Below are 24,155 nucleotides of genomic sequence, written 5' to 3' on the forward strand. Positions count from 1 at the left end.
AATAATTCTCTTTTTTTTCCATTCCAATATACTGTTATAGTGTTATAATGAAATTTTCAAATGATATATTAATTATTATTTTAATAAATAACGAAAGAAAAATTCAGTGTATTTTGCGAATGAAAGATACAATGTACTCGTTAATTGAATCGTCCAAAAAAATAAAGCGTATATCTGTACAGATGTCTTTTGTCTGTTTTATTGTAATGAGCTTATAAGATACAATCACCTGTTCTATTGCAAATACAAAAGCTGTGTTTCTCCGAATCTATTGCTCTACAGGAATTGTAAATATAGCCCGCTTCTAACAATGGATTCCCGTTTTTATTTGTACATCATTTGTATCGTTCTCCTGTAAACGTTTATAACAAATTGCGAATATCGAACCACTCTTTTGATAAAATGAAAAGACCAGAGCTAATTTCTTAGCTCTGGTCTTTTGGAATCGATTTTGAAACGTTATAAATAATTAGGATTCACTTCATATTTTTAAATAGACTTGTGCTTCCTCACTTATTGCATGTTTTGGCGAAACTCAAAAATTAATTGTTCTCCAGCCTCTTTATTTTGAGGATCAGAAGCAAGTATCTTGATCGTTTCCGTAATTTGATCTTTGTTATTGATCGTTTTATTAAACTTGAGTGCATTTCTTTGTTCTGTCAGTAAAACAGCAGGATAGTCTGTCAATGTGCCTTCATTCTTAAAAGTCGTATAATTTTTCAGTGTATTCAATTTAACAATGCGGTCTAATATATCAATATTAGACCCACTCTTCACCTCATCAGCCAACTGACTAAGTACATAACTGAACTGTTTATCTACTTGCTCTTGCTTCACTTCATTTTTAGAGTGTACGAATTGGACAATAATAATCCCTACACAAAGTAATATTGTTAAAATAATACCTATTCTTTTCATGAAATAACTCTCCATTAACAATTATGTTATTTATTTTCTACCGAGGCTTATATTGGGCCTGACCCTCTACGATACTGTACGAAGTAGCACTGTTTAAACTCCCAACGAGAGAAGTATTAAAAGATGGAAAAACTGAGAGCATTTTTCTTGGTGAGCGCAATGTACAAAGAATAAACTCTATTAAAATCTCAAATTATTCATTTCAATTTTGCAAAACATATCATCATTTATCTTATGCTGTAGGCGCGAAACTAGAAAGGAGTTCGTTCTCTTGTATATATTGCGATTACTTGTCATCTACGGTTTCACATACATAAAGCAGAAATTATATACGTATACTATCTTCCCTATATCTAAACTAGAGATCCACTTCTTTTGATCTCCACTCTACTTTCTTCACGGACAAGCATGTAAATAGTACTGTTGACCTTTTACAAATTAAGCGGCAAATAACTTTGCCTTTCATACAGCAGCATACTCTTCTTCCAACTGACACAGCTGGGCAGCGTATTCGTGCAGCACGAATAGAGAATCATATGACCATTCGGGAAGTTGCATCGTGCATAAAGATTTCAACGAATTCGCTCAGCTCGATTGAGAATGAGAAAACTAATCCTTCATTACCTACGGTTAGAAAACTCTCTATATTATATGACAAAGAGATTTGGTATTTGGGTGCCTATGAGCATATGCCTGAAAAAACACAGGGTCAGCGTATTCATAAAGCGAGGTATTATCGAGGATGGATAAAGCAGGATTTAGCGAATCATTTTAAGATTGAAGCAAAATCTGTTTATAACTGGGAAGCTGATCGGGTTCGATTTTCCGATAAGACCAGAAAGAAAGTAGATTTATTTTTGGAAATACTGAATTAAATATACAAAGCCGCTTATGCATGGATAAGCAGCTTTGTATATTTTTTATGGACATTGAGATATTTGAGCTATTAATTAATCCTTTGATTAACAAGTGAAATAAAAGTATCTTTGTCAACATTGGTACTTTTCGATTATTCTTCTTTTCTCCACCAAGCAAAACTCTCATCTGTGAAAGTGACTACAAGACCTTGCTTTACAAGGACATTTAAGTAGACCTTCACATTATCTTTTCCTATACCAGTAATAGTTGAAATTCCCTCGATAGTCATTCGTTCGGGAAATTCATTTTGTAAGTAATTTGAAATTAGGTTTATATCTTTCTTAACTTTATTTTCTGAAACCTCAGCATGAGCATCGGCAAGAGACATAGGGTTACGTTTTCCAACTTCTGAAAGCATTTGATAGTAACTTTCCAACATACTTTTATCAAATTTCTTTTTATATTCTTCTTCTACTAATATTGTAGAAGACCCTTTCTCTTTAAGCTCACTTTCAATAGCGTTCAATCGCTTTATAAAAGTATCCATTACTTCGACACTAATGTTTTGATTTTTTGTTACATTCTTCATTTCTAATACTACATCAGTTGTCTGAGAAATTGCATGTTTAGCTGTATTGTGATCTTTAAGTAAAGAAATAAAATGCTCTTCATTAGAGAAATCACTTGGAGCATAAAGTACGCGATGCTTAAAAAGAAGTACTGCAAAAAATGCTCCAACTAATAAAAACGGAAAGCTAATCACAAACCATACGAATACTTTTTGAATTTCAAGTGGAAGTCCTAGTAAAACTGTAGTACCTGCGATTTCAGCTATACCTGCAAATATGGCTATGATGGTTAAAGGATTTTGAACCCTAGTACGATCGCTCATCAAATACCCCTTCTAATTCCACATAATAGCATAATTTAATAGAACTTTGTCGATTAGCAAAAATCTGCAATCTTAAATGGTTCATATTTATCATTATGCTAGTTCGATGCAATATAAAAAAGCCAGCATAAAATGCTGACCTGAGTAACACGTATTGATATCTTGAAAATTTCCCATAATATAAATTTACAACGAAACATTATAAAGAAATCATAAATGAACATAGAATATTCACTGAATTTATAGTCTAATATTCAAAACATCTGCTATTTCTTCAGCACTTAAAGAATATGATGCTTTAATAGGCATAATATCTTGAGCATACAGTTCATAATCAAATTCTATAATCTTTTCTTCATCAATATTTCTTTTAATTGATTCAATGCTCTTTGCATGATGTATTGGAACTAACCGCACAATATCTATATAGCTGCTTGGATGAATCACGTCATCTCGACCGCCAACAAAGGTATTTATTCTACTATTGCTCTGATGCAACATTGCTAGAGCATAGCGATCAATATTTTCCCGTGAAACTTTCAGATTTTCTAGATCAATTAATTTTAAACAGGGATAAGTTGCAAGGTACTTTCCTTGATTTTCTATTCTAATCACTAATGAAAATGGTACGTATCCAACAACAGGATCGTGATACTCTGAATTATCGATTGTAATACCCAACCCCAATTTTGGCTTTTGCCTCCTTCCAAATTGATCCTCCAGAATCGAATGTTCCATCATTGCAAAACTATCACCACTTCTTAAAAAATACTTATGATCTTTTTTAATCGCTCTATGCGGAGTCAATTCACTCTGAGGCACGAAAGTAACAATGAACCCTTTATCGCATTCCTTATCATCATTCAAATAAATCGCAGTATTATATACTCCTAGATTAGCTGGTACAAGCACTTGACTAGTTGCATTATTTAAATCGGTTAAAAATCTCTTAAGTTCAAAAATTGGTTCCTCACCGATAGCAACATCTGCCTTATCTTGTAATCCTGGTGCATTAATCCCCCAAACTATTACTCCACCAGATGTATTAGAAAAACCAGATAATGCTTCAGAATATATAGATTTATCAGATTTTTGTGCTCCTCCAATCGAAGGAGCTGATTTTCTTTTAAAATCTATAAATACTGTTTCTTCCCATTGTTTGTTCCTGATAGATCGACTTGATTTTCTCATATCCTCCATTAATAATTTCATTATAAATAGATTCAGCATTATTCATATGTATATCCCCTCTACTGGTTGAAGTTACAAACAATTTAATACTACTAGGAAAATAAACCAGCTTTTACTGGTATCATAATACCATATTATACTGTTTTTCTTGCTCTCCCTACATTAGTAATCGTAAACGAATTGCTAGAATGAAGATTGCTTCCTTCTTGATCCGGAGGGAGGTTTTGACAAATAACTCTCTCTCTACAGCTAATGTAATCAAACTCGTCTTCATCCTCTAAGTAACTATATCTATCCGTTGGCTGTTCAGTGAGCTAATAGTTTCTATTAGCTCTGCATCTTGTCGTTGCAGCTTAGCTTCCATACCTGCGTTTCAAATCGCGATGCGCTCTGTTTACTTATTGATTTCATTGGTTGATCCATACTACCTCGGGCTGTATCCTTATTAATGCTTGCCTCACGCCGTACAAAGCTGATCTGTCGGTATAGCTGAACTTCCTCAATAACTTTACTAATCCTTGACTAGTAGCGTCCTCATCCGGTGCCAGTATACACATCTGTACTATATTTTCGCGCCTTTTTCTCATCTTACGATTTCCCCCACCCATGTTATAATGGTTAGGGGAATGTTTTGAATTAATCCTCACTTTTTAGCTACGGATTAGGAGGATGAATTACATATAAAGGAGTAAATCATGAAAAAAAGAGAGCTAATTACTACTGAAACTTTAGGAATTCTCAAAAATCGTCCTACTGAAAGTTTGATTATTGAGAAAATAAAATGGGAAGCTAAATTAGAAAGTATCAAAAATTCTGGTTTGCCTTTACCTGCTATATCGATTGCCGTTGCACTTTTTTCTATCTCACTGAACAAAACGATTGGAGAAGAAGGTACTTTCTGGGCTATTATAACTATGAAATCAATTATTTTTCTAACCATTGGATATCTTATTGGTAAATTACTTGCAAACTCTCAAGACTCAGCTAGCTATGTTGCACGTATTAAATCTATTGAGTACGAATTGGAAAGGCGCAAAAACCAACAAAAAGAAATTGCTTCCGCTTATGAAGCTGCTTTATTATATAAAAAAGAAATTGAAAATAGTATTAAAATAAACAAATTGTCCTCTGAGGAAAAACTTAAAGATCGTCTCAAAGCTAAATACTGTTTCAAAACAATAATTATCAACTGGCATACTTATACTAAGAATCTCAAACTAATTTACTATTGTTATAAAAAGAGGTTAATCATCTCATTACATGCTTTTATTTAGGAGGAAAAATGCCATTAAATATTGAATTGAAATTAGACTTTAATAGTGACTGGAAAGAATATTTACTTATGCAATTCCAACATTACGGCTATGAGCTAACGGAAAAGTTAATAAATAAAGATGTCGCAGAAATAGCTATTATGTATCATAACTTTCAATTAAGAAGAATAAATATTTCCCCTAGAGAAGTTCATATATCAAAAATTCAATTGTCCTCCTATGTATAAAAAATCTTTAAAAAAACTAATTTCAAAAATAAAGGAAGGTAAAGACCTCAATTTTCATATAAGTAGAAAAATCAAAAATTTGGAATTTAAGGATCGGTTGCTAAATCACTGGGGCATACATCATCTTCATATCAGTAGTAAACCAGGAAATGTTGAAGGATATAATAAACAAAAACATTCAGAGTTATTATATATTCGTTTTGTAGAAGATCAAGCGTATCTATTACAAATACTAGATCATACAGCTTTCACTGATTATGATCTTATTAAAATCATTCATAACAATTGGCCACAAACTATTGATAATCATAGAGCACATGGAATCTCTGGAGAAAAATATAGTAAAGATCAGCTCAAAGAATTTAGAACATCGAATATAAACACACTCATTACTATTGACGAAGACAATATCTATTTCTCCTTAGGCAATGGAGTTACTATGAGTGGTCATAATTTTTTTTTATTAGAGATACTGATTACTATTTAGCAAGATTAAAAGATTTTGAAAAAGTTATAAAAAGCAATACAGACGCCATCTTAGAAACAATACGAAAACAGAACTTAATATTAGATCAACCAATTCATTTTAGACTGAAGACACAGAATAATATTAATTTCTATACAACAGATGATTATTACAATCTAAAAATGGATCTAGGTTCTATTTGAAAATCGATTAAAAATCAGAAATAAGATTATTGAAAACTCTAGATAAAAATTGTTGTGAGCTTCTGATGATCTTATTTCAACATACTTAATAGTAACTTGGTTTTATATACATGATATAACTATGGAGTGTTGGGAAAGAGGTGATTACTTTGGACCTTATTACTCTGATTGAACTGATCAATTTGTTCACTGCATCTGTTACTCTCATAACAAATAAAAAAGGATTTAGTATCTGCATACATTACTTTATTACTTTTCAATTTTTCGTAATTAATCTACATAGCAAAGGAACTTGCCATACCAAACGAAAAATTAGTTCTTATTTTACTAAATCGTTGCCAAATGATACTTATATTATTCCCCAAAAGAAAAAAACCATCATATGTAATACTTATTATGGTTTATGCTATACTATTTGTAAGACATGAAATGTTTCGGTGGAGCGATCACGGTGCAGCCTTCCATAAGGAGGTGATGCCATGATCGCACTTGTTCTGATTGAATTTGTGGATGTTCTGAGAGCCATTGCAGCTTCGCTAAGTATTTCATTTAGTGTACGTAAGCTGTACAGACTCATTCGCCGCAAATTTGCAGACAAGAAAAAACCCACCGAGTAAGGTTGACGGCCTTCGGTGGGTTTTCTTGTGAGCTTCTGAATTAGATACACACCGTGGTTGCCCATTGGTCATGTCCCAGTCCTGTCGTTAGCGCGACAGGGCTTTTTTTTATCTTTTTATCATGTACGTTTAATTTAATACTGGACAGTCGACTGTCCACTTTATATTTAGTATATACCCATAAATAATATATTTCAACGGAATCAGTGGAATAAAACACAAAATTCGAGTTTTATTCCACTGATTTTGAGTTCTATTCTGCGGATTTTGAGTGCTATTCTAATAATGTTAATACATACCGTAATCCTCTTGTATATAAAAAGGCAGATCCTTTTTAGACCTGCCCCGTTCATTTTATTCAAAATTGCGCATTTAATTTCAACTTATAATTGTAGATAAATTTAAAATTGTTGAGCCTCTACGGATTTCAATAATTTGAAGAAATACCATGTACAAGTTTTGATCGGCTCCACCCAAAAATCGCATTAAATCAAATTTATGAATGCGCCTGTAAACAACTCTACCGCCGCTCGGACCAATTCTTGATAAATCCCCGAAAGACTTCCCACAATTTTAGATTCTGTGTGGTATCCGTCTTCATAACCATATTCATCTTTTCCAGTTACTGCCCACTCGCCGAAAAACCAAGATACCGGCGAATCCTGCTCATGCCAATCGATACGAGGAAATATTTCAGTAAGGGCAGCTACATAAGAACCGGCTGCATATTCACTTGACCAATTGCCTTCAAATTTCTTTTGCAAATATTCATAATTCACTTGATGTTGCTTAGATGTGAAATAGATCATGAGGTACACCTTACCTTTCGTATGATTTTGTTGAATAATTTGAGAAGACTCTTCTGCTGGAGGCGCAACCCATACAGGTTGCCAGCTCAGTGTAAAGCCCACGTTTACATCTGCCTCTGCTGCTGCCAATAGCAGCACATTTCCCATTTCTTCCTGTGCTTCCCGTGGCACAGCATTTCCGATATACTCGCGTGCTTTCTGATCACTGCACCCTTCTAACTGAAATGGTCTTCCGTCCGGAAGGAATGGCGGGAAACTTTGTAGCATAGCCAGCTCATAAGTCGTGAGTGGACGGTGCCATGTGCCATCTAGTGAGATAATCGTCCATACTCCTTGCTCTTTGTCAGCGGGTATGCGCGGATCGGCTATAGCGGAAGCTCCAACATGAACATCCATGCTACCGATGACTGTTTTCGCTGTACAATTCCAATCTTGTACCCCCATTGTGTCTGCTCGTGGCGTGCTATTGATTCGAGGATCAGATATGCTACCCGCAGACTGCATAATCCGATTGGCGGATCGAACTGTCTTGGCCGTTGTGTCCCACTCTTGCACACCGTAACTATCCGGCATCAACTTGGTGTTGACTCGCGGATCAGCAACAGCAATTGCACCGCTACCAAAACGCGTGCCGGTTACGCATGGAGCTGGCTCATCTGCTCGCACGATCTGATATACACCCGGATGTCGATTGGATCGATTCGACAAGTTAGGATCAGAGATACAACCTGCACCCTGATTGACACCAGCAGCTCCCGTTACACAAGTGGGTGCTTCATCAACAGACTGAACCCGGTACAAATTGGTCTTTCCCTCGCCAGATAATTGCAAGCGTGGATCGGATACAGCTGTTGCTCCATTACTTTGACCTGGACCAGACGAACCTGTGACCGTTCGGCTCGTTTCATTCCAATCCTCCACCGCATAAGCTCCAGCTCGTGGAGCATGTGTCACCCTGAGATTTTCCCAATCCATCTTGTTGAGATCACGCCAGTCACCACCGGCAGGAATCAATGCAAGCCGCATCCATGTTTTCCATTGAAGACGCGGCAACTTATGCAGTGGTCCTCCTACTACGGTATCGCCGGGTGCAGGAAGATTGGAAAGTACATCTCCGATCGTTCGTAGTGGCTTTCGTTCTGGATAGTAGATGAAATTAGGAAGCTGAGCTTCATGCCGAGCAAGAATTAGGAAACGTACTCGATTTTGCCCTAGCCCTCCGATCTCGCCCAAATTGTGATCTGCTCGGATACTGACGGCATACCCATATTTTTTCGGCAATTTTTTTATCTTTGATAAAAGTAGTTTTCCTCTAGTCGTGATCCGAGGTACATTCTCTAATTGGATGATAGCTGGTACAGAGCCGCCATACTCCAAGCACGCTTGTAACGACAACTCCAGTCCGTGTACAGTAAGATAATTCAGTGCTTGATACTTCTCAGACGCTGCTTTGTCACCAGGTAGAAGACCACTCAAGCCTTTACATGGTGGGCTGAGGAAGAGGAAAAAGGGAACCTGTTCCTTAAAAGCTTGCCAGATGTCCCATGCAGTGACTTCTTTCCAATCCTTCGGTGGTTGCTGACCATGCCATGCCTCATATTGCCAACGTGTAAATAAGTCCATACATATGGAAGTATTCTCACCTGTGATCAAATCATGATTACGACATGCAATCGGATCGCTATCAATAGCACACAGCACTTTGAATTTGTAGACTTTACCAGCATATTCAGCTTGACTACGCATAGCTCCAGCAGTTGCTCCACCCACTCCTGCAAACAAAAATGCTGATGTTTTATATTCAGTCGTATTTAACATGGATATTCCTCCTTAAATAGTAGAATTCATTTGTATAAAAAAGCAGCCACCGTAGAGGTAGCTGCTTTGAAATGAAGTATTTTTCACTTCTTTTTCTCTATCTACCAATCGGAATGTTGAAGGATCTGTATGGCTTGTTTCAACTGCTCCTCATCAAACCAGCCAAAATGGCATTCCTGAGTTGGAATATTCAACAATTCCGCAAGTCTTTCATAGGCATGTCTTTGAAGCCACTTCTTTTTCTGGTTCCAAATAGGATCAAACAAATCATGACATTGCTTTTTCAAATGTCTTAGTTTCCAGTTTGCCAACCGTCCTAACGGAATCCTAGTACCATTGTGAACGCCTACGTAGGCATCGCAACTTGTACATTTATAGCATTTACCATTCCCATACTCCTTACCATAAATGGCAGCATTACTGGTGTAGATTACTTTGCTGCTACAATATAAACAATGTTGAGGTATAGGGTATAAGTTGATCTTTTTTCGGTTCATCATGTTGTCATCCTTCCTAATCCTCTAAAGGTCAATTTAGATCATTCTCATTTTCCAACTCGATGCAGTTCGTTTCGAAACATTCGGGACAGCCCGGTTCATCGAGCCGATCCTTCGGATTTTCTTCAATTAAAAATATCCGCCCACATTCTTCGCATTTAAAGTTCGTCCATACTGTTTTCATTTTGCTCACCCTTTGATTTGAATTTTTGATCATACCATTCTTGAAAATCATCGTGGTCTGCATCTGACTTCCAAAACCAATGCCCGCGCTGGTTCTCAATGATCCATTCCAATATCCAAAGTTTTTTAGAATATAGCTGAAAGTCTCTTGGCACCGGCTCTTTATTTATGGTTGTCGTATTTGGACGCGTGCTTCCAAAGTGATAAGGGTTTCTTCCTGTCTCTTTGATAATGAGGTAATAGGACATAATCTCTTCTAAACGAAGATAATGATAGAGTGGGGCATACGCAATGACGTTTGCCAAAACCCAGCTTTCCGTATTGCATACATTGAGTTCCGATTCATACCATTGTGGTACAATATAATCAGTGTATAAATCGAGTTGCTCGCCCAAGTACGCGTGCTCTCCTTTACATGACAAAAGAAAGAACTGCTGGTATCACACCGCAGTCCTTTTGAAATCATAGAGTCTATTTTTATACATTCCACTTGAAAGAATCTTTATAGAGTTCCGTTACATCTTCTAGATCGACATCTCCCACATGGCGTTTCTCACCTGTAATCGTAATCGGTTCTTCTTCAGGGATCCCATTCCAATGCTCTTTTAGAAAGATAAGAAGATCTTGCACGCTTTGAAAACCATGCTCCGCATTCAAACGTTTCTCCATCTCCTGTACTTCTTGTTCATCCGCAATGGTTTTGTCGATCTCCATTTCTATCAACCGACTCACTTCGATATTTTCCTTTACTTCTAGACGAAGGATTTTTTACTCATTTCGGCACTCTCCTTCGAACGATTTCAAATCTTCCAGCATACAGTTTTTTTGTTTTAAAATAAACTGCTTACTGGCCGCGCCTTTTTGACAAAGTTGTCCATATGGACTATAGACTGTGTACCGATCAATGAGAAAAGAAGCTGCCCATTCTCCGAATCGTTCTTTTGTAATTGCACATTTTTCAGCATCTTCCACGATTTGAAATAACGTATCTACGTGTACCTTTTTCAATACTTTCCGCAGCTTGCTGTTCCATTTCCGAAATGCCGCATCCAGAAACTCCAATCGATGCTCGACTTGCTCCGTAATAGCCACCGGAACTTCATCCAGATTAGAAATAAATGCGTTCAAGGTTGCTCCGCTATAGTCGATATCTGAACCTGATATATAGGCTAAAAACTGCCAAATGAGCTTCTCATCGACATAACGGTTACGATCTGTTTTCGTAAAAGCAATCTTCTCAAAAAATAAGTGACTGCTTAGCTCTTGTACGACTTCGCAAACGTCTGGACTTAACTTTACACGCGTTTTTTCAGTGTAAGTAAGCGGCTCTGCCTGGTTGACGCGGTAGAACATTTCTTCTACTTCTTCAACCGTGCATTCGCTGAACTCGGTGACAGTAAAGTTATATGTCAGAAATTCAAACTTGGCATCGTCTGATAACTCCTCATGGTTTTTATTTGCAATCACTTCATTTTGAAAATCGGCTGTACCTTTACTCAGGCGATAATCTCCATCATGAAACATGAAGATAGATTCCCAACGTTGCTTTCCATCCACCACCCAAACATATCCGTCACTATTATTCCAAACGAGGATGTTGGGAATATATTTATCCCGAATCACGGAATCAATCAGATAAGATCTGCGATCTTTCTTCCAAACGCTATTACGCTGGAACGGCAAGTCAAAACGAATACGATCCCTCATGTTAAGCAAGCTTTTTACCGTACGCTGAATACTCGATCTCTTCATCGTCTCATCCTCTCAATCATGATTCAAATATCAACTCATCGTCTCTTGAAATGCAGTTCGTAAGATCAACATTCCATTCTAACTGCACATCATTACATCCCATTGCAGAGAGCAATTTCATCGCATCATCTTTTATGCACGCAACGGCAGCACTATTCTGAAAGTAAGATGCCCAGTAAATCAGCTATCCTACTTCCATTTCGCTCCATTCTGGATCAATACTGTGCAGTTGCCGGTCTTCATTGAACTTTTGCAGACGACCATTCCAATCCTTCGCATCCATAAATTCAATTAGCACGCTGTATTCGCCAATCCGAACCAATACTTGGTGAAATCATTCATGTGCAGCCTCCAATTGCTCGGCTAATTTATTAGGACTTAGCTTCATTCTTTTTTCCTCCAACGGTAAAGGCTTCGTGTATGGCATCGTCTTCAAATGAAGATGCTTTGACAATACGATCAGAAAAGGCTTCCACACCGGAAATAGATTCAACTCCAAGCAATAAGGAGAGAACCGAAACGTGTTTCTTCTGTCGCAAATGATTCCAATCGTTCATAAATGTTGAATCAATGTCATCAGAACTTCCATCTGTCACAAAAACGATATCCGCTTGTTTAAATTGATGGTTATTTAGAACATCAGCAGCTCGTAACAAAGGTGGTTTAAATTTTGTTCCACCTCCGACAAAAGATGTTGCTAATCGCACCATATCCTCTACCTTCATGTTCCCACGCACATAGAAGAACGTCTGCTCCGCTGTATTAGAAAAAGGAATCAGTGCAAAATCTCTTTTTTGTTTTCGAGCAATGCTCATCAGGGCTAACGTGAATCCCTTAGCTGCGGCGTCCAGTATGGACATACTACCAGATTGATCCAGACACAAAATAATGGGTCCTTTGGCAAGAGATTTGGGTCCTTGGGTATCGTATTGGAGCGTCTGACCTTCCACATATCGGCGAAGAAAATCCATTTTCGTGATGCCACTGGCGTAGTATCCTAGTTCCATAGGAAGCAACTGTGAAATATCTTGCCATTGCTTTACGCCACTCCGAGCCATACTTGCCGTATACGTAGAACGCTTCTTACGATAAGCAATTTGTTTCATACGCCCAGCCCATTTTGCAATTTCTCTCATCTTGGGATGGTGGCTCAAATGCTCGGCAAGAAATAATTTTTCTTGAAGAGGAACGCGCTGAAGTTCACCTGCTCGGTTTCCTGCTTGCAGTCCTCCCAGCAGAAGCTCTACATTCTCCTTTGTTGTCATTGCCTCTTCTGTCGCCTTTGCTAACATGTTAGACAACGCATGACCTTCGTCGTTTAGGGCTGAGGATATGGTTTTAGCTACAGCTTGAGATGCATCTGGTAAGCCTTGCGCATATTGATCACAAGCATCGAATACATCTTGACGTTCATCCATTTGCTGAGTAATCCAGCGTAATGTGGTTTCGCTGTACTTGGTTGTTCCCAAAGCGAAAGCAAAATCGTCCAGCCGAGTAAATTCTCTTAAATCGGTATAACCGCGATCCTCCATTATGTGCTGCATCAATTGCTGATTTACGCTGAGATCCGAAGGTACTTCTTCTAGCAGCCGTGGCTGCATCTTAAATAAACCTGCCCACATATCACCCATCAAGTGTGAAAACAAGGGGATGTGTTTTTCCCCTTGCTCCTTCACCGTTATCAGTTTTTCCGATATATGAAGAAGTTCGTCAAATCGTCTACGGTCATACTGATCTGTATTTAACACCGTTTGAATATGATTCATATGCTTATACGCCCAGCACATGTGTAGTGATGTGAGTTAGGGAAGCTTGAATACTTTGTAAAGCATCCCGAATATCCAAACGTGTAGGCGTTTCTATTTGTAAGACTTTAAGATCAGCAGCGATGCTCTTTATTTTTTTGATGGCTTCTAACGCAGCGTCCGTTGTATCTCCTTCTTTCTTCAGATTGTGGAGAACATCTGCTACTTCAGATAGCGCGTCTTCGACTTTTGTCTTAATCGCATCTTGCGCATGGAAGCGAATGATTTTAGCTACTTTGTCTTGTTGATCTGGCATTTCCCAAAGGGAATGCTTGAGAATGAGCATGTCTTCTGCTATAACAGACGTTCTTCCAGCTAATACTGCTTTTGCTCGAAGAATCGATAAGATCTGCTTGAAACGACAATCGGATGGTTGAATCCCTTGATCTCGTAGTTCACTTCGAATTTGGCTCAAATTGTCATACATAGCATCAGAGATAGTCACCGTATCGCTGAAAGATTGAAGCTGATACAGATCCTCCATCGTCATATTCACTGGTAAAGAGATTTGGCTTTTTAACATATCTACAAAAGCTTGATCTTCGCCAATGTAATTCACTTCAAAACGCAAAAGGAATCGATCAAACAATGCTTCGAGTCCTTCGCCTTCTTCGGTATACTCATTGGAGCTACCAACAAGCGATATTAACGGCACCTTTGTTGGTGCACTATCGTTATAAAACAATCGCTCATTGATTAGCGTTAACAGAGCATTTAGGATGGCACTATTGGCTTTAAAAATTTCATCTAAAAAGGAAGTATGCGCCTCTGGCAATTTGCCAACCGTATTGCGCTTGTATACCCCTTGCTCCAATTCTTGTAGCGAAACGGGACCGAATAACTCTTCTGGAGTGCTGAAGCGTGTAAGCAGCCATTGAAAATGCTTTGCCCCAGTCATACGTCTGATAACCTCCGTGACCAATGCACTTTTCCCTGTCCCTGGTGGTCCAATTAATAGCGCATGTTGCCGAGCAATCAAAGCAATCACTAATCCTTCAATTACTTCTTCACGTTCCGCAAATTCTGTATTCAATTGTTTGACTACATCCCAAATTTTCATGTGTATTCCTCCTGTTTTCAAATAAAAAAAAGCTGAAGCTCCCCATCGTAGGAAGTCTTCAGCTCTTTTCTTTATAGATCCTTCATTTAATTTTTGTGGTTTGGAAACGCTCCAGCATGATTCAGCATGTCCAGCAGTTTTTGCTCATGCTGGGCTGCCTTCTCGTGATCGACCGCTCGGATACCCAGTTCTTGCTTTACTTTCAAGAAGTAATCGGCTGGGATCTGCTCGTAATCGATGGTCACAGAAGCTTTAACCTCATCGGTAATGGCATCTGCGATACTTTCAACAACAGCAGCCGAATGTAGAGGGTACTGTTCCTCTCCATCTATCATTTCCACCGGGAAATTGATTGTCGCCACATTATTAATCATCATGGTCTTTGTTCCTCTCATTATCGATTTCACCGCCTAGTCTGAAGTGTTGTGTACTTTAGTATACACCAAATCCTAGGGGTGGATGCTTGATTCTTACTCAACATGTCGCCCAGATTCCGGCGCTAAGGCAGTCACAAACGTGAATTGGATACTGGAGGATCGCTTTTTGATAGCCAGACCGATTGCTACGACACGCTCTTCATAGGAACCAACCACAGTCAATACGGGATCACTATTACTCATAGGATGTGCGCCATATGGATACTTCCCGGCTTCGTGCATTTCCGTCGGTTCATGATATTATAAAATAAACTCGACCATCCGCTTGGTAATGCTACGTTCTTCCATGCGTTCCCCTGCATGTTGACTATACCTTACTTTGTCCAGCTCGATATGATGTTGCAACACTTGGCGAATCAGTGCCCAGTGTTCCATATAGGCTTGTCCTTCCATATCCAAACATCCTTTCGTTCTTTAATCCTCCGCCATATTCTGTAAAGCGGTAGCCACATTTTGTCGGATTAATAAACATAGCTCATCCATACTTTGTAGATCACCGGTGACAATACTTTCATACTGTTTATAGTCCTAAGCAATCCGTTTAGCATCGTCTAAAATCACTTTCAACTCTGACTTTTTAAGTTGATTGTCGACCCCTGTCTTACAGACGCTCAATGTTCCTTTTAAATGCTCCAGCAGCTTTCTCGTGATCATTCCGCGCATATCATTGGTGTTAATCACTGGAATGTTTTCTGCTTCGCCCTTTTCGAGCGAGCGGATAAACGCAATATATGCGTGCGGTTCTGGATCAAATTGCTTCGGAACAAAATACACACCGCCCGACTGTCGGACAGGTGTAGGCGACATACTTTTTAAAACGTTCGTCATCACGGTAAGCAGGGTCGTGCTTTCGTAATGGTTTTTGCAAATTTCAAATCGCAAGATGGCAGTTTGAGTCATCTGGCTAGCTGTAGCCGAGGTATGACTTGCATCGATCGTACCGTTGTGTTTATCCAGTATGACGACACCAGCCGTCTCATCATAGCTAAGGCGCCTACCTTTAGTGTCCGTCTGTTTGTTGGAACCCACTTCACGTAACATATAGTTTTCAAATATGCCCTCAGCGATTTCTTGCCGAAACTTGGCTGAAGTTGCTCGGCGAAACGCATCCGGCAACCGGATAGGTTTCGGCATCCAACCTTCACCTAGTCCAGAATCGATGAGCTTTTGTTTCAGCTCATCTCGTGTGATCAGCATCGCGCCCGCACCTGCCCAGGTTAAATGTCCAATGATATCCGTTGGTGCTTGACCACCAACAGCAGCCATATTGTTTAAAATGGAATTCAATTGCTTAGCCTCCTTGTATCTTAGTGCAACGATAGAAGATATTCAAGCCGATTGCAGTATTCGCACCGAATGATCTTTCCAAGCTTGTAAGCGGCGTATGCGCGCTCCATGCTATACGATACAAAACCATGAACGGTCATGCTGCATTCTCCTTTGAAATAAAATAGGACTCCAGCAGCTTATTCAGCCGTTTGGAGTCCTTCCTATATTTAGATCGAAAGCTGACGTACTTTATGAGATTCGCGGTGCACAATGGTGAGCTGACCTTCATGTTGAGCACGCACCAACCAATTCTGTGCATTCAACCTCGCAGTGGTAATTAGCTTTTTTTGTTTAAGTGTAGGTTTACGGTCATTTTTTTCATAGGACTCTTCCTCTCTGATTTGGATAATAAAACGATCCCTACTCTTGTAGGGATCGTTTTACAAGTATTTAATTATTTTTCACAAATTGCGGAACCTGCTGAGCAATCGCAAGACCTTTTTTATGATTAGCTGCAATCGAACTATCTTTGATTCGTTGCGTCAACTGATCCATACTTGAAATCAATTGATTACGTCCGACTTCACGCTGCTGAATATCTTCCAGCAAATCGTGCGCAAAATTCATGATCTCCTGTACCGATTGCCAAAAAGGTTGTCCTCGAAGTTCAAGCACAGCCAGTTCAACCCCATCTGTACTTTTCACAAAAAAATGCTGGCTGCTCATTTCAAACAGAACCGTATCACCGATGATCATTCGATCCTCTTTGTAGCCCCAGACTTCTTGTGCAGCATATGGGATAAGCCCCAGCATCATAAGTACAAATGATTCTGCTTTTTGACGACGCTCTTTTTCATCTTGGAAAAACGAATTGATCTCATTTTCCAGTGTGTTTTCTTCCTGCTTTTTCGATTGGAATAGATTTAATAACATACAAATCATCCTCTCAGTTTTTAATGCAAACGCAAAAAAGCCGATTTCGGCAGAATGAAACTCTGCTAAAATCGGCTTTGTATACGTTTATTTGCTTGTTTACATACAATCACATAACTACTTTTGGAGAGCCTTTCGGTACTCTTGATCCTTTTCTCCAGCAATGAGGGAGTATCGGACAACGACTTTTTGCCTGCTTTTACCTCACTCTTCCTTATCTTACAACAAGTCAGCAGGATTGAGGGTACAACACACATTTCCTTTGTCTCCAGCATTGAGAGTATCAGGATACAATGATGTAATTAAATACTAAATCAAATCAACTTAAAGTACAAGAATAAATTAATTATTCACAATAAATTTTCAAACAAAAAATCAACTGGAACTTTTACTAAAAACTCTTTCTTCATCTTTTATATTCATAGATATCCACTGATTTTTTAAAATAATTAAGGAGATAATAGAAGTTATCACGGTTAAAATACCAATAGCAACTATAAAGTAATTAGCTTGTATAAATTCTAATCCAGCACCAGTAATTGTTTGACCTAATGGAGTTGCGATTAGTAATATTGAATTTAAAAACCCAAAAAATCGACCTTGTTTTTCTCCAAAGGAATCATTTTTTGATATAAAGAACCAAAATAGATGTTGCTAATACCGAATGCTATACCTGATAAGAAAAATACTATAGTAAAAATAAACGCATTTTGAACTAAGCCCATCAGAACATTTAAAGATCCCATTAATCCTACATAGATAAATGCATTAGTAAACATTTTTTTATCTAGTTTTATTAATCGTGATATAAATGCACCTACAATAACTCCAAGCGGAGAAGAAACAAAAATTATACTCCACCAAATCGGACTATAATGCATTCTTATTACATATACTTGTAATGTTACAATTAAAGCCGCGCCCAAAATATTTATTATTCCAGCACTTATTAAAAGCGTTTTTAAAACATTTTGATTTAATATCGTTGTGAATCCTTCTTTTAAGTCCACCCAAAATGGCTTTCTTTTAGTTATTTTTATATCATTTGGAAATCTGATTATTAATAAAACAATCACGGAAATAAGAAAAGAGGCTGCATCGATTATGAAAATAATTTGGTAACTTACTGCTGCTACAAGAATCCCTCCTAGCAAAGGAGCAATTATTCCAACTAATTGATTCATTGTTTGTCTCCAAGCAACTGCTTCATCAATGTCTTTCTTATCTACAAATGTTAATAAGGCCGCATTAGATGCAGGAGAAAATATAGAAGTTCCAAACGATCGAATAACTATTAATATAATAAGAATGCCCAAATGCAGTTCAAAAATTATTGACAATATAGCTAGGCATATCATTACTATCATTCTTAAGATATCTGCTGATATCATAATTTTCCGCCTTGAAATCCTATCAGCTATGGTCCCAGTAAAAGGTGTAAGTAATACTACTGTTATTGTCATTACTGCATTGACTATAGATACTTTTAAAGACGAATGAGTTAATTCCATGACCCATAAAGGTAAAATAAATAAGACCAGCCTATCTCCAACTGAAGATATAAAATTAGATAGATAGACACTTATAAATATACGATTTCTCAGTAGATTTGATTTCAAGATAGCTCTCTCCTAAATAAAATTAATTTTAATTATCAATTTTTAGTTCGTGTATATTCCAAAGAAGACCCCGTGGGCTTGGTTTTAAATTTAGTATATTTTTACTTATCAGTTGAATTTCAAGTGGGCTGATTAGAAAAATCATTGGAAGTTCTTCATTAATGTGGGCTGACCACTTCTTGTATATTTCTATTTTATTTTCATTGTTTTCTGCACACTGCTCAACTAATAAGTCATTCTGTTTATCTTCCCATCCTATTAGTTGTTTTAATAAGCTATTGCACCCCAAGAAATTGGTTGGATTAGAAGATATTAGCATTCTATAATCAATTAAAAACATGTCTAACTTATTCGATTTAAAATCTTCCTGCCAAGTATAATTGTCAGTGTATTCTTTGATATATATATTAACGTTTAAGTTAAGAAGATCATTTTTTTCACAAATTCTGCAATAAATTTGTGTTCTGAATTTGTTGCATTGTAACCTAAATTGAACTGAATATCTGTTAGATTTTCATTTTGTAGCATTATTTTTCCAAGCTCTATATCGTAATGATAATCATTTAAAAGTTCCGCTTTATAGCGATTTAATATATTAGGATAATATTGCTCTATAGGATGGGCATATCCTTTATAAATTTCTGCTATTATTTTTTTCTTATGAATTGCATAAGCGATTGATTTTCTGACAGACTTATTTTTCAACATTTTGTTTCGATGATTTAATGCTATTAAAGTAATCATTGGTTTATCTAATCCGTAATATTTATAGTGATCTTGATATTCAGAAACTGAATCAATGTCGCTATAACTGATTTCGGCAAAATCAATTGATCTATTTTTCAATAAATCAATTAATTCATCATTTGATCCTGTTTCAATAGTCATATGATCAATATAAGGCGTTCCTAAATGAAAATACTCATTTTTAGAAAACAAGAATTTTGAGCTTTCTTTTTTAATTAGTTTATAAGGACCTGATCCAATATATTCATCTTTATATCGATTATTATAAAAATCTTCTACACTGACATTCTCAAATATGTGTTTTGGGATGATAGGTAATAATAATCTTTGATTGAAATAAGGATCTGGAGCTTCTAACAAGAATTGAATTCTATAATCATCTATCAACTTTATGCCTTCAATATCATTAGTGCTTTTAGTCTTATAATTTTTTGCTGAAATTATGTTTAAGAAATACTTGGATAAATGATCTGGGGCTTCAGGTTGAAGAAGCCACTGAATGGTAAATAAAATATCTTCAGTAGTTATCGAGTGACCATCATTCCATTTCAATCCCTCTTTTAATGTTAATATGTAACTTTTATAATCATTTTCACATATTAGGCTTTGGCTTAATCGACCTATTAAAACTAAATCATCATTAAACATCATAATTCCTTGATAAATGCATCCCATCAACCATAAATCAACTGAATTGTCGTATAATAAAGGATTGATTTTATTTTCTGATTTCCCTTTAATAAATAATCTTAAAGTATTATTCATATTTTTGACCACACCTCTGCATTATATTTTTCATTTCCATCATTCAACCAATATTGCTCTTTAGACGGCAAGCATTCTTCAATATATATATATTTCAAACTATTTCTGATAATTCGCTGGATTATATTCAAGTCGTAAACTGATTTAAACTGTATATACTGAGGCTTAAAGTTGGTATCTGTATAAAGAAAACATTCAAGTGGCAGCTGGTGATCATAAACCAGGCTAAACAAAAACTCCATTTTTTGATAATCGGAGTAACTTTTGTTTAAAAACTCGAAATATTCTTTTTTTAATCTAAAACGTTCTCTACTAAAAATAAGCTTGTCAATTATAATACGTGGTTGATAATCCAAATCTAGTTCTATTCTACTTTTTGCATGCCCGTTTAAAGTTGGTTTTTCCTGATGAGGTATATAATTCAATAAGTTATACAATATATCATTACCTGGTGATATTGATGATGAGTTCCATAAATTGATTGGTGTACCATCGCATAAATGTATTGAGAATTTATCATTACTTTTATTTAGCTTAATGAAAACTTCATTAATAAATATTACTTTTTCGCTTGAATGTGCATTATAGTCATATAAAAGTAACTTTTCTTCAATGAAGGGATTATCAAAACCCAAGCCATCTAAATCATTATTAATATGAATGTTAGTTTGGACCAATTTTTCTTTGTTATCAATGTGCTCAATGAGTTGCTTAAACATGACTTCTTGCGAACGCTTATCAAAGAGTTTAATAAACCGACCTGCCAATCGCCCATACATAGTTGAGTACATTTCAGGAATAAAAAAGTATGTGTCACTCTCCTTAAAAAACTGGAAAATGATCTCGTTTTCTTCCTCTAATTCAACTTTATTTTTTTTAATTTTTGAATTAGGCTTTAATTTCAAAATTTCACTAGAGTTTATAATCACTTCTTTATTACCACTTAATAGAACTTTATTTTTGATGATATACTCTATTAATCGCTTATAAAAGCTTATACCTGCTTGAGCTTTTGGAATCTCCCAAGCTCTATAATTTTTTTCAAAGTTTGCTGAATTTTTTAGCTTTTCACGATCAAAACTATATTTTAAAATTGGAATTAAATTATCATAGCCATATTTTTTTGCAAACTCTTCTTTTTGAATCTCGCTTGTACGAGATTCACTATACATCTCTTCAAAAATTGCTTTATACAAATTTCCCGCTATTTTCAAATCTTGTTTTATTTCCTTACTTAATTTTATAGTTTCCCAAGCATTTAATGTATTAACTCTAGTAGAAATCGCATCATAATTATCATTGCAATAGCTTATTTTTTTAAAATCTTCCCTAAAATTCAAATCAGGAATATTGTATTTAGTACGTAAAATACTATTTTCTTCTTCATTTTGAAATGTATACTGAAATGGATTAGAAGAACCATAAATTGGATCAGCTTTAATTCTAACAATATCAAGATTAATTAATTGTTGAATAAAATCGTTGTGATGCTCTTCTGAAATATAATTTCCCAACTCATTCTTAATGACATTTAATTTAAATATTTTATTATTATAAACTTTCAAAATATGACTTAAGATATCATTATTTTTCAGTCGGCATTTTTTTAGTGACTTATACTCTGCCTTCCAATAGTATAAATATCCTGAATCTTCAAATAATGTAGGGTTAATATAAAAAAATTCATTCATATACTCGACAAAATTCAATTTTGTATGCGTACGAACCCTATGTTTAAATTTCTTTAAATTGTATTCAAAAGTAAATTCTAAGAATTTGGAACGTTTGATACAATGCGTTAAATCATCCCATTCTGCCAGATTTACACCAGACCATAGAGATGAAGGAGTCGACATAATGGAAGATTTATAAATATATCTTAACAAAGTAGTAAATTTATTTTTATCGATTGCAATTGTCTTTTTTTGATAAATACTTTCAAAAAGGCTTCGATTGGATACACAAATAGCCGACTTAAACCATTCATTATTATTCAGCAATTCAATAACATTTTTTTCAAAAATTTCTTTTTCAAAAATTAAATTCTCAAAAATTTTGTTTTGATTATAGACAAACTTCTCTCTTACATTGTAATCGTTAATAATAAACTTCAACTCTTCGTCATTGAATAAATTTTTATTTTCTGTAAATAACTCAATTTTAAAAGGACTAATTTGGTTGTATATTTTTCTTTTCTGTTCAATAAGTTTATGACTTAAAGATTTATTAGTTATTGATGGAATTTTATGAAATAAAATATCAACTAAAGTGTTTTTATTTTGCTCTATCTCCTTTTCTAATGCTTTATTCTCAATGAATAATAAATAACTCTTAGAAGGTACCAATTCATGTATAAAATCAGCACTATTTATAGGGCTTCTTATAATAAGGAATTCATTCATTTCGTACACCTCACATCAAATTTAAGCTATAAAGGTTTATACTTATTCATGAACATTAACGCTAAAGATCCTTGTAAACCTGCTTTCAAACCAAAAATATTCCAATTGAAAATTATGATGGCAGATAAAATACTTCGTATACCTCTAGTTAAATCCCCTTTAAAATAATGATTTTTATGTTCTTCAATTAATATATCGAGATTTGGTATATACTCATTCAAAAAAAACTCTCGAAAATTTTCAGAGTAATTACTTAACAATTCGTCTACTCTCATATCACTTAGTAGTTCAAAACTTCTATAATTTTTTTCTATGATTTTTTTATACTTTTCTAAATCAAACTCCCGAAGCTGAAAAATTTTACTCCAACAGTCCCATATTTCAAAATTATCCGCATTTACTTTTTCAATTATATATTTAGAAATATAAATGACGATATAATTAAACATTTTAATCGACTCTTTGTTAACTAAATAATTAACTAACAAGTTTGATGACAAACAGAAATAATTGTGTGCTAATTCAGTCCCCCTTTCACCTCCAAATAGAAATACTTCTGGTTCATAAATAATTTTATTAAAATTAATTTTTTCTGCACTGAAGAATTGCTCTATCTCATCTGTAGATACAGTATTTTTAAATCTAAGACGTATGTGGTTATCTCCATTAAAACTTTTTCTCATAAACCAAAATTGATTATCAACACTCATACTCGTATAGGTACGTGTTAAAAAAGAATCAAAATCAACAAGATCTTTTATTATGTAACAATTCCATTCATAAGATAATTGATCAAAAGTACAAGACTTTTTTAATAGCATTGGTCTCATTCTCCTTATTTTAGACTAAAGGGCCAAACTATACATAGTTTGGCCCTGAAAGAGTAATTAATTAAATTCCTTCGTTGCAACCAAAACTAGTACTACTTGTTCCTCTTTGATCTACTTCGATTTCTTCTAGTTCTTCTAAATTAAGATCCAAAATTTGATCCATATGTATCACCTCCTTTATGGATGATGATTTCAAATATTTTACTTTGTACAATCCTTAAATTCCTTCGTTGCAACAACCAAAACTAGTACTACTTGTTCCTCTTTGATCTACTTCGATTTCTTCTAGTTCCTCTAAATTAAGATCCAAAATTTGATCCACATGTATCACCTCCTTTGTTAGCCGTAATAATTTTATTATTGGTTGGTTGATTATGATATTATTTCATCTAGAAAATCTCGTCAATATTTCACTTGCTTCAATTTTAGGTATCGCTCAAGAGAAAATTATATATTTCAAAAAAATAACTTACATAAAATTGTTTTATTTCCTAAAATATATACTTATATGGGATAATATTTTCTGTAAAAAAAATTTATATTCATTCCATTTAGGTTTATAGACTCATTTTTCTAAAAAATT

Annotated in this window: 25 protein-coding genes; 5 read left to right on the top strand and 20 right to left on the bottom strand. The window is 35.6% G+C overall.

What is annotated here, in order from left to right; genetic code table 11:
- Window positions 1-513: 513 nt before the first annotated feature.
- Window positions 514-918, bottom strand: coding sequence for a hypothetical protein (locus ACE3MZ_RS12810; RefSeq protein WP_411342556.1), 405 nt, complete (start codon window positions 916-918; stop codon window positions 514-516).
- A 455-nt stretch (window positions 919-1,373) separates the two neighbouring features.
- On the opposite strand from ACE3MZ_RS12810, the gene ACE3MZ_RS12815 reads away from it, so the two are divergent.
- Window positions 1,374-1,793, top strand: coding sequence for a helix-turn-helix domain-containing protein (locus ACE3MZ_RS12815; protein WP_411342557.1), 420 nt, complete (start codon window positions 1,374-1,376; stop codon window positions 1,791-1,793).
- A gap of 134 nt (window positions 1,794-1,927) precedes the next feature.
- Here the strand turns inward: ACE3MZ_RS12815 and ACE3MZ_RS12820 are convergent, their stop codons facing one another.
- Together ACE3MZ_RS12820 and ACE3MZ_RS12825 are read right to left on the bottom strand one after the other, a co-directional pair.
- Complete coding sequence (locus ACE3MZ_RS12820) at window positions 1,928-2,668, bottom strand: hypothetical protein (RefSeq protein WP_411342558.1); 741 nt, start codon at window positions 2,666-2,668, stop codon at window positions 1,928-1,930.
- A 240-nt stretch (window positions 2,669-2,908) separates the two neighbouring features.
- Complete coding sequence (locus tag ACE3MZ_RS12825; RefSeq protein WP_411342559.1) at window positions 2,909-3,859, bottom strand: helix-turn-helix domain-containing protein; 951 nt, start codon at window positions 3,857-3,859, stop codon at window positions 2,909-2,911.
- A gap of 695 nt (window positions 3,860-4,554) precedes the next feature.
- Between ACE3MZ_RS12825 and ACE3MZ_RS12830 the strand changes: the two genes are divergently transcribed.
- The 4 genes from ACE3MZ_RS12830 to ACE3MZ_RS12845 all read left to right on the top strand — a co-directional run bounded on the left by ACE3MZ_RS12830 (window position 4,555) and on the right by ACE3MZ_RS12845 (window position 6,646).
- Window positions 4,555-5,133: a hypothetical protein gene (locus tag ACE3MZ_RS12830; RefSeq protein ID WP_411342560.1), complete on the top strand. Its 579-nt coding sequence runs from the start codon at window positions 4,555-4,557 to the stop codon at window positions 5,131-5,133.
- Between the two features lie 8 nt (window positions 5,134-5,141).
- Complete coding sequence (locus ACE3MZ_RS12835) at window positions 5,142-5,360, top strand: hypothetical protein (RefSeq protein WP_411342561.1); 219 nt, start codon at window positions 5,142-5,144, stop codon at window positions 5,358-5,360.
- A 79-nt stretch (window positions 5,361-5,439) separates the two neighbouring features.
- On the top strand, window positions 5,440-5,847 hold the full coding sequence (locus tag ACE3MZ_RS12840) for a hypothetical protein (protein ID WP_411342562.1): 408 nt from the start codon (window positions 5,440-5,442) through the stop codon (window positions 5,845-5,847).
- Between the two features lie 661 nt (window positions 5,848-6,508).
- Entirely contained in the window at window positions 6,509-6,646 is a 138-nt protein-coding gene (locus ACE3MZ_RS12845; RefSeq protein WP_411342563.1) for a hypothetical protein, read from the top strand.
- Window positions 6,647-7,131: 485 nt separating this feature from the next.
- Here ACE3MZ_RS12845 and ACE3MZ_RS12850 read toward each other — a convergent pair whose 3' ends face one another.
- The 17 genes from ACE3MZ_RS12850 to ACE3MZ_RS12930 form a co-directional block, all read right to left on the bottom strand.
- Entirely contained in the window at window positions 7,132-9,273 is a 2,142-nt protein-coding gene (locus tag ACE3MZ_RS12850) for a DNA cytosine methyltransferase (RefSeq protein ID WP_411342564.1), read from the bottom strand.
- A gap of 101 nt (window positions 9,274-9,374) precedes the next feature.
- On the bottom strand, window positions 9,375-9,773 hold the full coding sequence (locus tag ACE3MZ_RS12855; RefSeq protein ID WP_411342565.1) for a zinc-finger-containing protein: 399 nt from the start codon (window positions 9,771-9,773) through the stop codon (window positions 9,375-9,377).
- 155 nt (window positions 9,774-9,928) lie between these two features.
- Window positions 9,929-10,348: a hypothetical protein gene (locus ACE3MZ_RS12860; protein WP_411342566.1), complete on the bottom strand. Its 420-nt coding sequence runs from the start codon at window positions 10,346-10,348 to the stop codon at window positions 9,929-9,931.
- An 82-nt stretch (window positions 10,349-10,430) separates the two neighbouring features.
- Window positions 10,431-10,685, bottom strand: coding sequence for a hypothetical protein (locus ACE3MZ_RS12865; protein ID WP_411342567.1), 255 nt, complete (start codon window positions 10,683-10,685; stop codon window positions 10,431-10,433).
- Between the two features lie 36 nt (window positions 10,686-10,721).
- Window positions 10,722-11,705 (bottom strand): DUF262 domain-containing protein, encoded by a 984-nt coding sequence (locus ACE3MZ_RS12870; protein WP_411342568.1) that lies wholly within the window; start codon window positions 11,703-11,705, stop codon window positions 10,722-10,724.
- 371 nt (window positions 11,706-12,076) lie between these two features.
- A complete protein-coding gene (locus ACE3MZ_RS12875; protein ID WP_411342569.1) occupies window positions 12,077-13,471 on the bottom strand; it encodes a vWA domain-containing protein in 1,395 nt (464 codons plus the stop codon).
- Between the two features lie 4 nt (window positions 13,472-13,475).
- A complete protein-coding gene (locus ACE3MZ_RS12880; protein ID WP_411342570.1) occupies window positions 13,476-14,570 on the bottom strand; it encodes an AAA family ATPase in 1,095 nt (364 codons plus the stop codon).
- A gap of 86 nt (window positions 14,571-14,656) precedes the next feature.
- Window positions 14,657-14,947: a hypothetical protein gene (locus ACE3MZ_RS12885; RefSeq protein WP_411342571.1), complete on the bottom strand. Its 291-nt coding sequence runs from the start codon at window positions 14,945-14,947 to the stop codon at window positions 14,657-14,659.
- Window positions 14,948-15,040: 93 nt separating this feature from the next.
- Window positions 15,041-15,190, bottom strand: coding sequence for a hypothetical protein (locus ACE3MZ_RS12890; protein ID WP_411342572.1), 150 nt, complete (start codon window positions 15,188-15,190; stop codon window positions 15,041-15,043).
- A 57-nt stretch (window positions 15,191-15,247) separates the two neighbouring features.
- A complete protein-coding gene (locus tag ACE3MZ_RS12895) occupies window positions 15,248-15,400 on the bottom strand; it encodes a hypothetical protein (RefSeq protein WP_411342573.1) in 153 nt (50 codons plus the stop codon).
- Window positions 15,401-15,535: 135 nt separating this feature from the next.
- A complete protein-coding gene (locus ACE3MZ_RS12900) occupies window positions 15,536-16,294 on the bottom strand; it encodes a DUF6744 family protein (RefSeq protein WP_411342574.1) in 759 nt (252 codons plus the stop codon).
- 209 nt (window positions 16,295-16,503) lie between these two features.
- Window positions 16,504-16,686 carry a DUF6906 family protein gene (locus ACE3MZ_RS12905; RefSeq protein ID WP_411346785.1) on the bottom strand — a complete coding sequence of 61 codons (183 nt, stop codon included), beginning with the start codon at window positions 16,684-16,686 and terminating at the stop codon, window positions 16,504-16,506.
- Between the two features lie 40 nt (window positions 16,687-16,726).
- Window positions 16,727-17,209, bottom strand: coding sequence for a hypothetical protein (locus tag ACE3MZ_RS12910; protein WP_411342575.1), 483 nt, complete (start codon window positions 17,207-17,209; stop codon window positions 16,727-16,729).
- Window positions 17,210-17,787: 578 nt separating this feature from the next.
- A complete protein-coding gene (locus ACE3MZ_RS12915; protein WP_411342576.1) occupies window positions 17,788-18,828 on the bottom strand; it encodes an MFS transporter in 1,041 nt (346 codons plus the stop codon).
- A gap of 414 nt (window positions 18,829-19,242) precedes the next feature.
- A complete protein-coding gene (locus tag ACE3MZ_RS12920; protein WP_411342577.1) occupies window positions 19,243-20,340 on the bottom strand; it encodes an ABC transporter substrate-binding protein in 1,098 nt (365 codons plus the stop codon).
- A complete protein-coding gene (locus ACE3MZ_RS12925; RefSeq protein ID WP_411342578.1) occupies window positions 20,337-22,742 on the bottom strand; it encodes a hypothetical protein in 2,406 nt (801 codons plus the stop codon). The genes ACE3MZ_RS12920 and ACE3MZ_RS12925 overlap by 4 nt, the downstream gene beginning before the upstream one ends.
- A gap of 26 nt (window positions 22,743-22,768) precedes the next feature.
- Complete coding sequence (locus ACE3MZ_RS12930) at window positions 22,769-23,563, bottom strand: thiopeptide-type bacteriocin biosynthesis protein (protein ID WP_411342579.1); 795 nt, start codon at window positions 23,561-23,563, stop codon at window positions 22,769-22,771.
- Between the last annotated feature and the right edge of the window lie 592 nt (window positions 23,564-24,155).

The sequence above is a fragment of the Paenibacillus sp. WLX1005 genome, from assembly GCF_046603685.1.
In the GTDB taxonomy this organism is placed as follows: domain Bacteria; phylum Bacillota; class Bacilli; order Paenibacillales; family Paenibacillaceae; genus Saccharibacillus.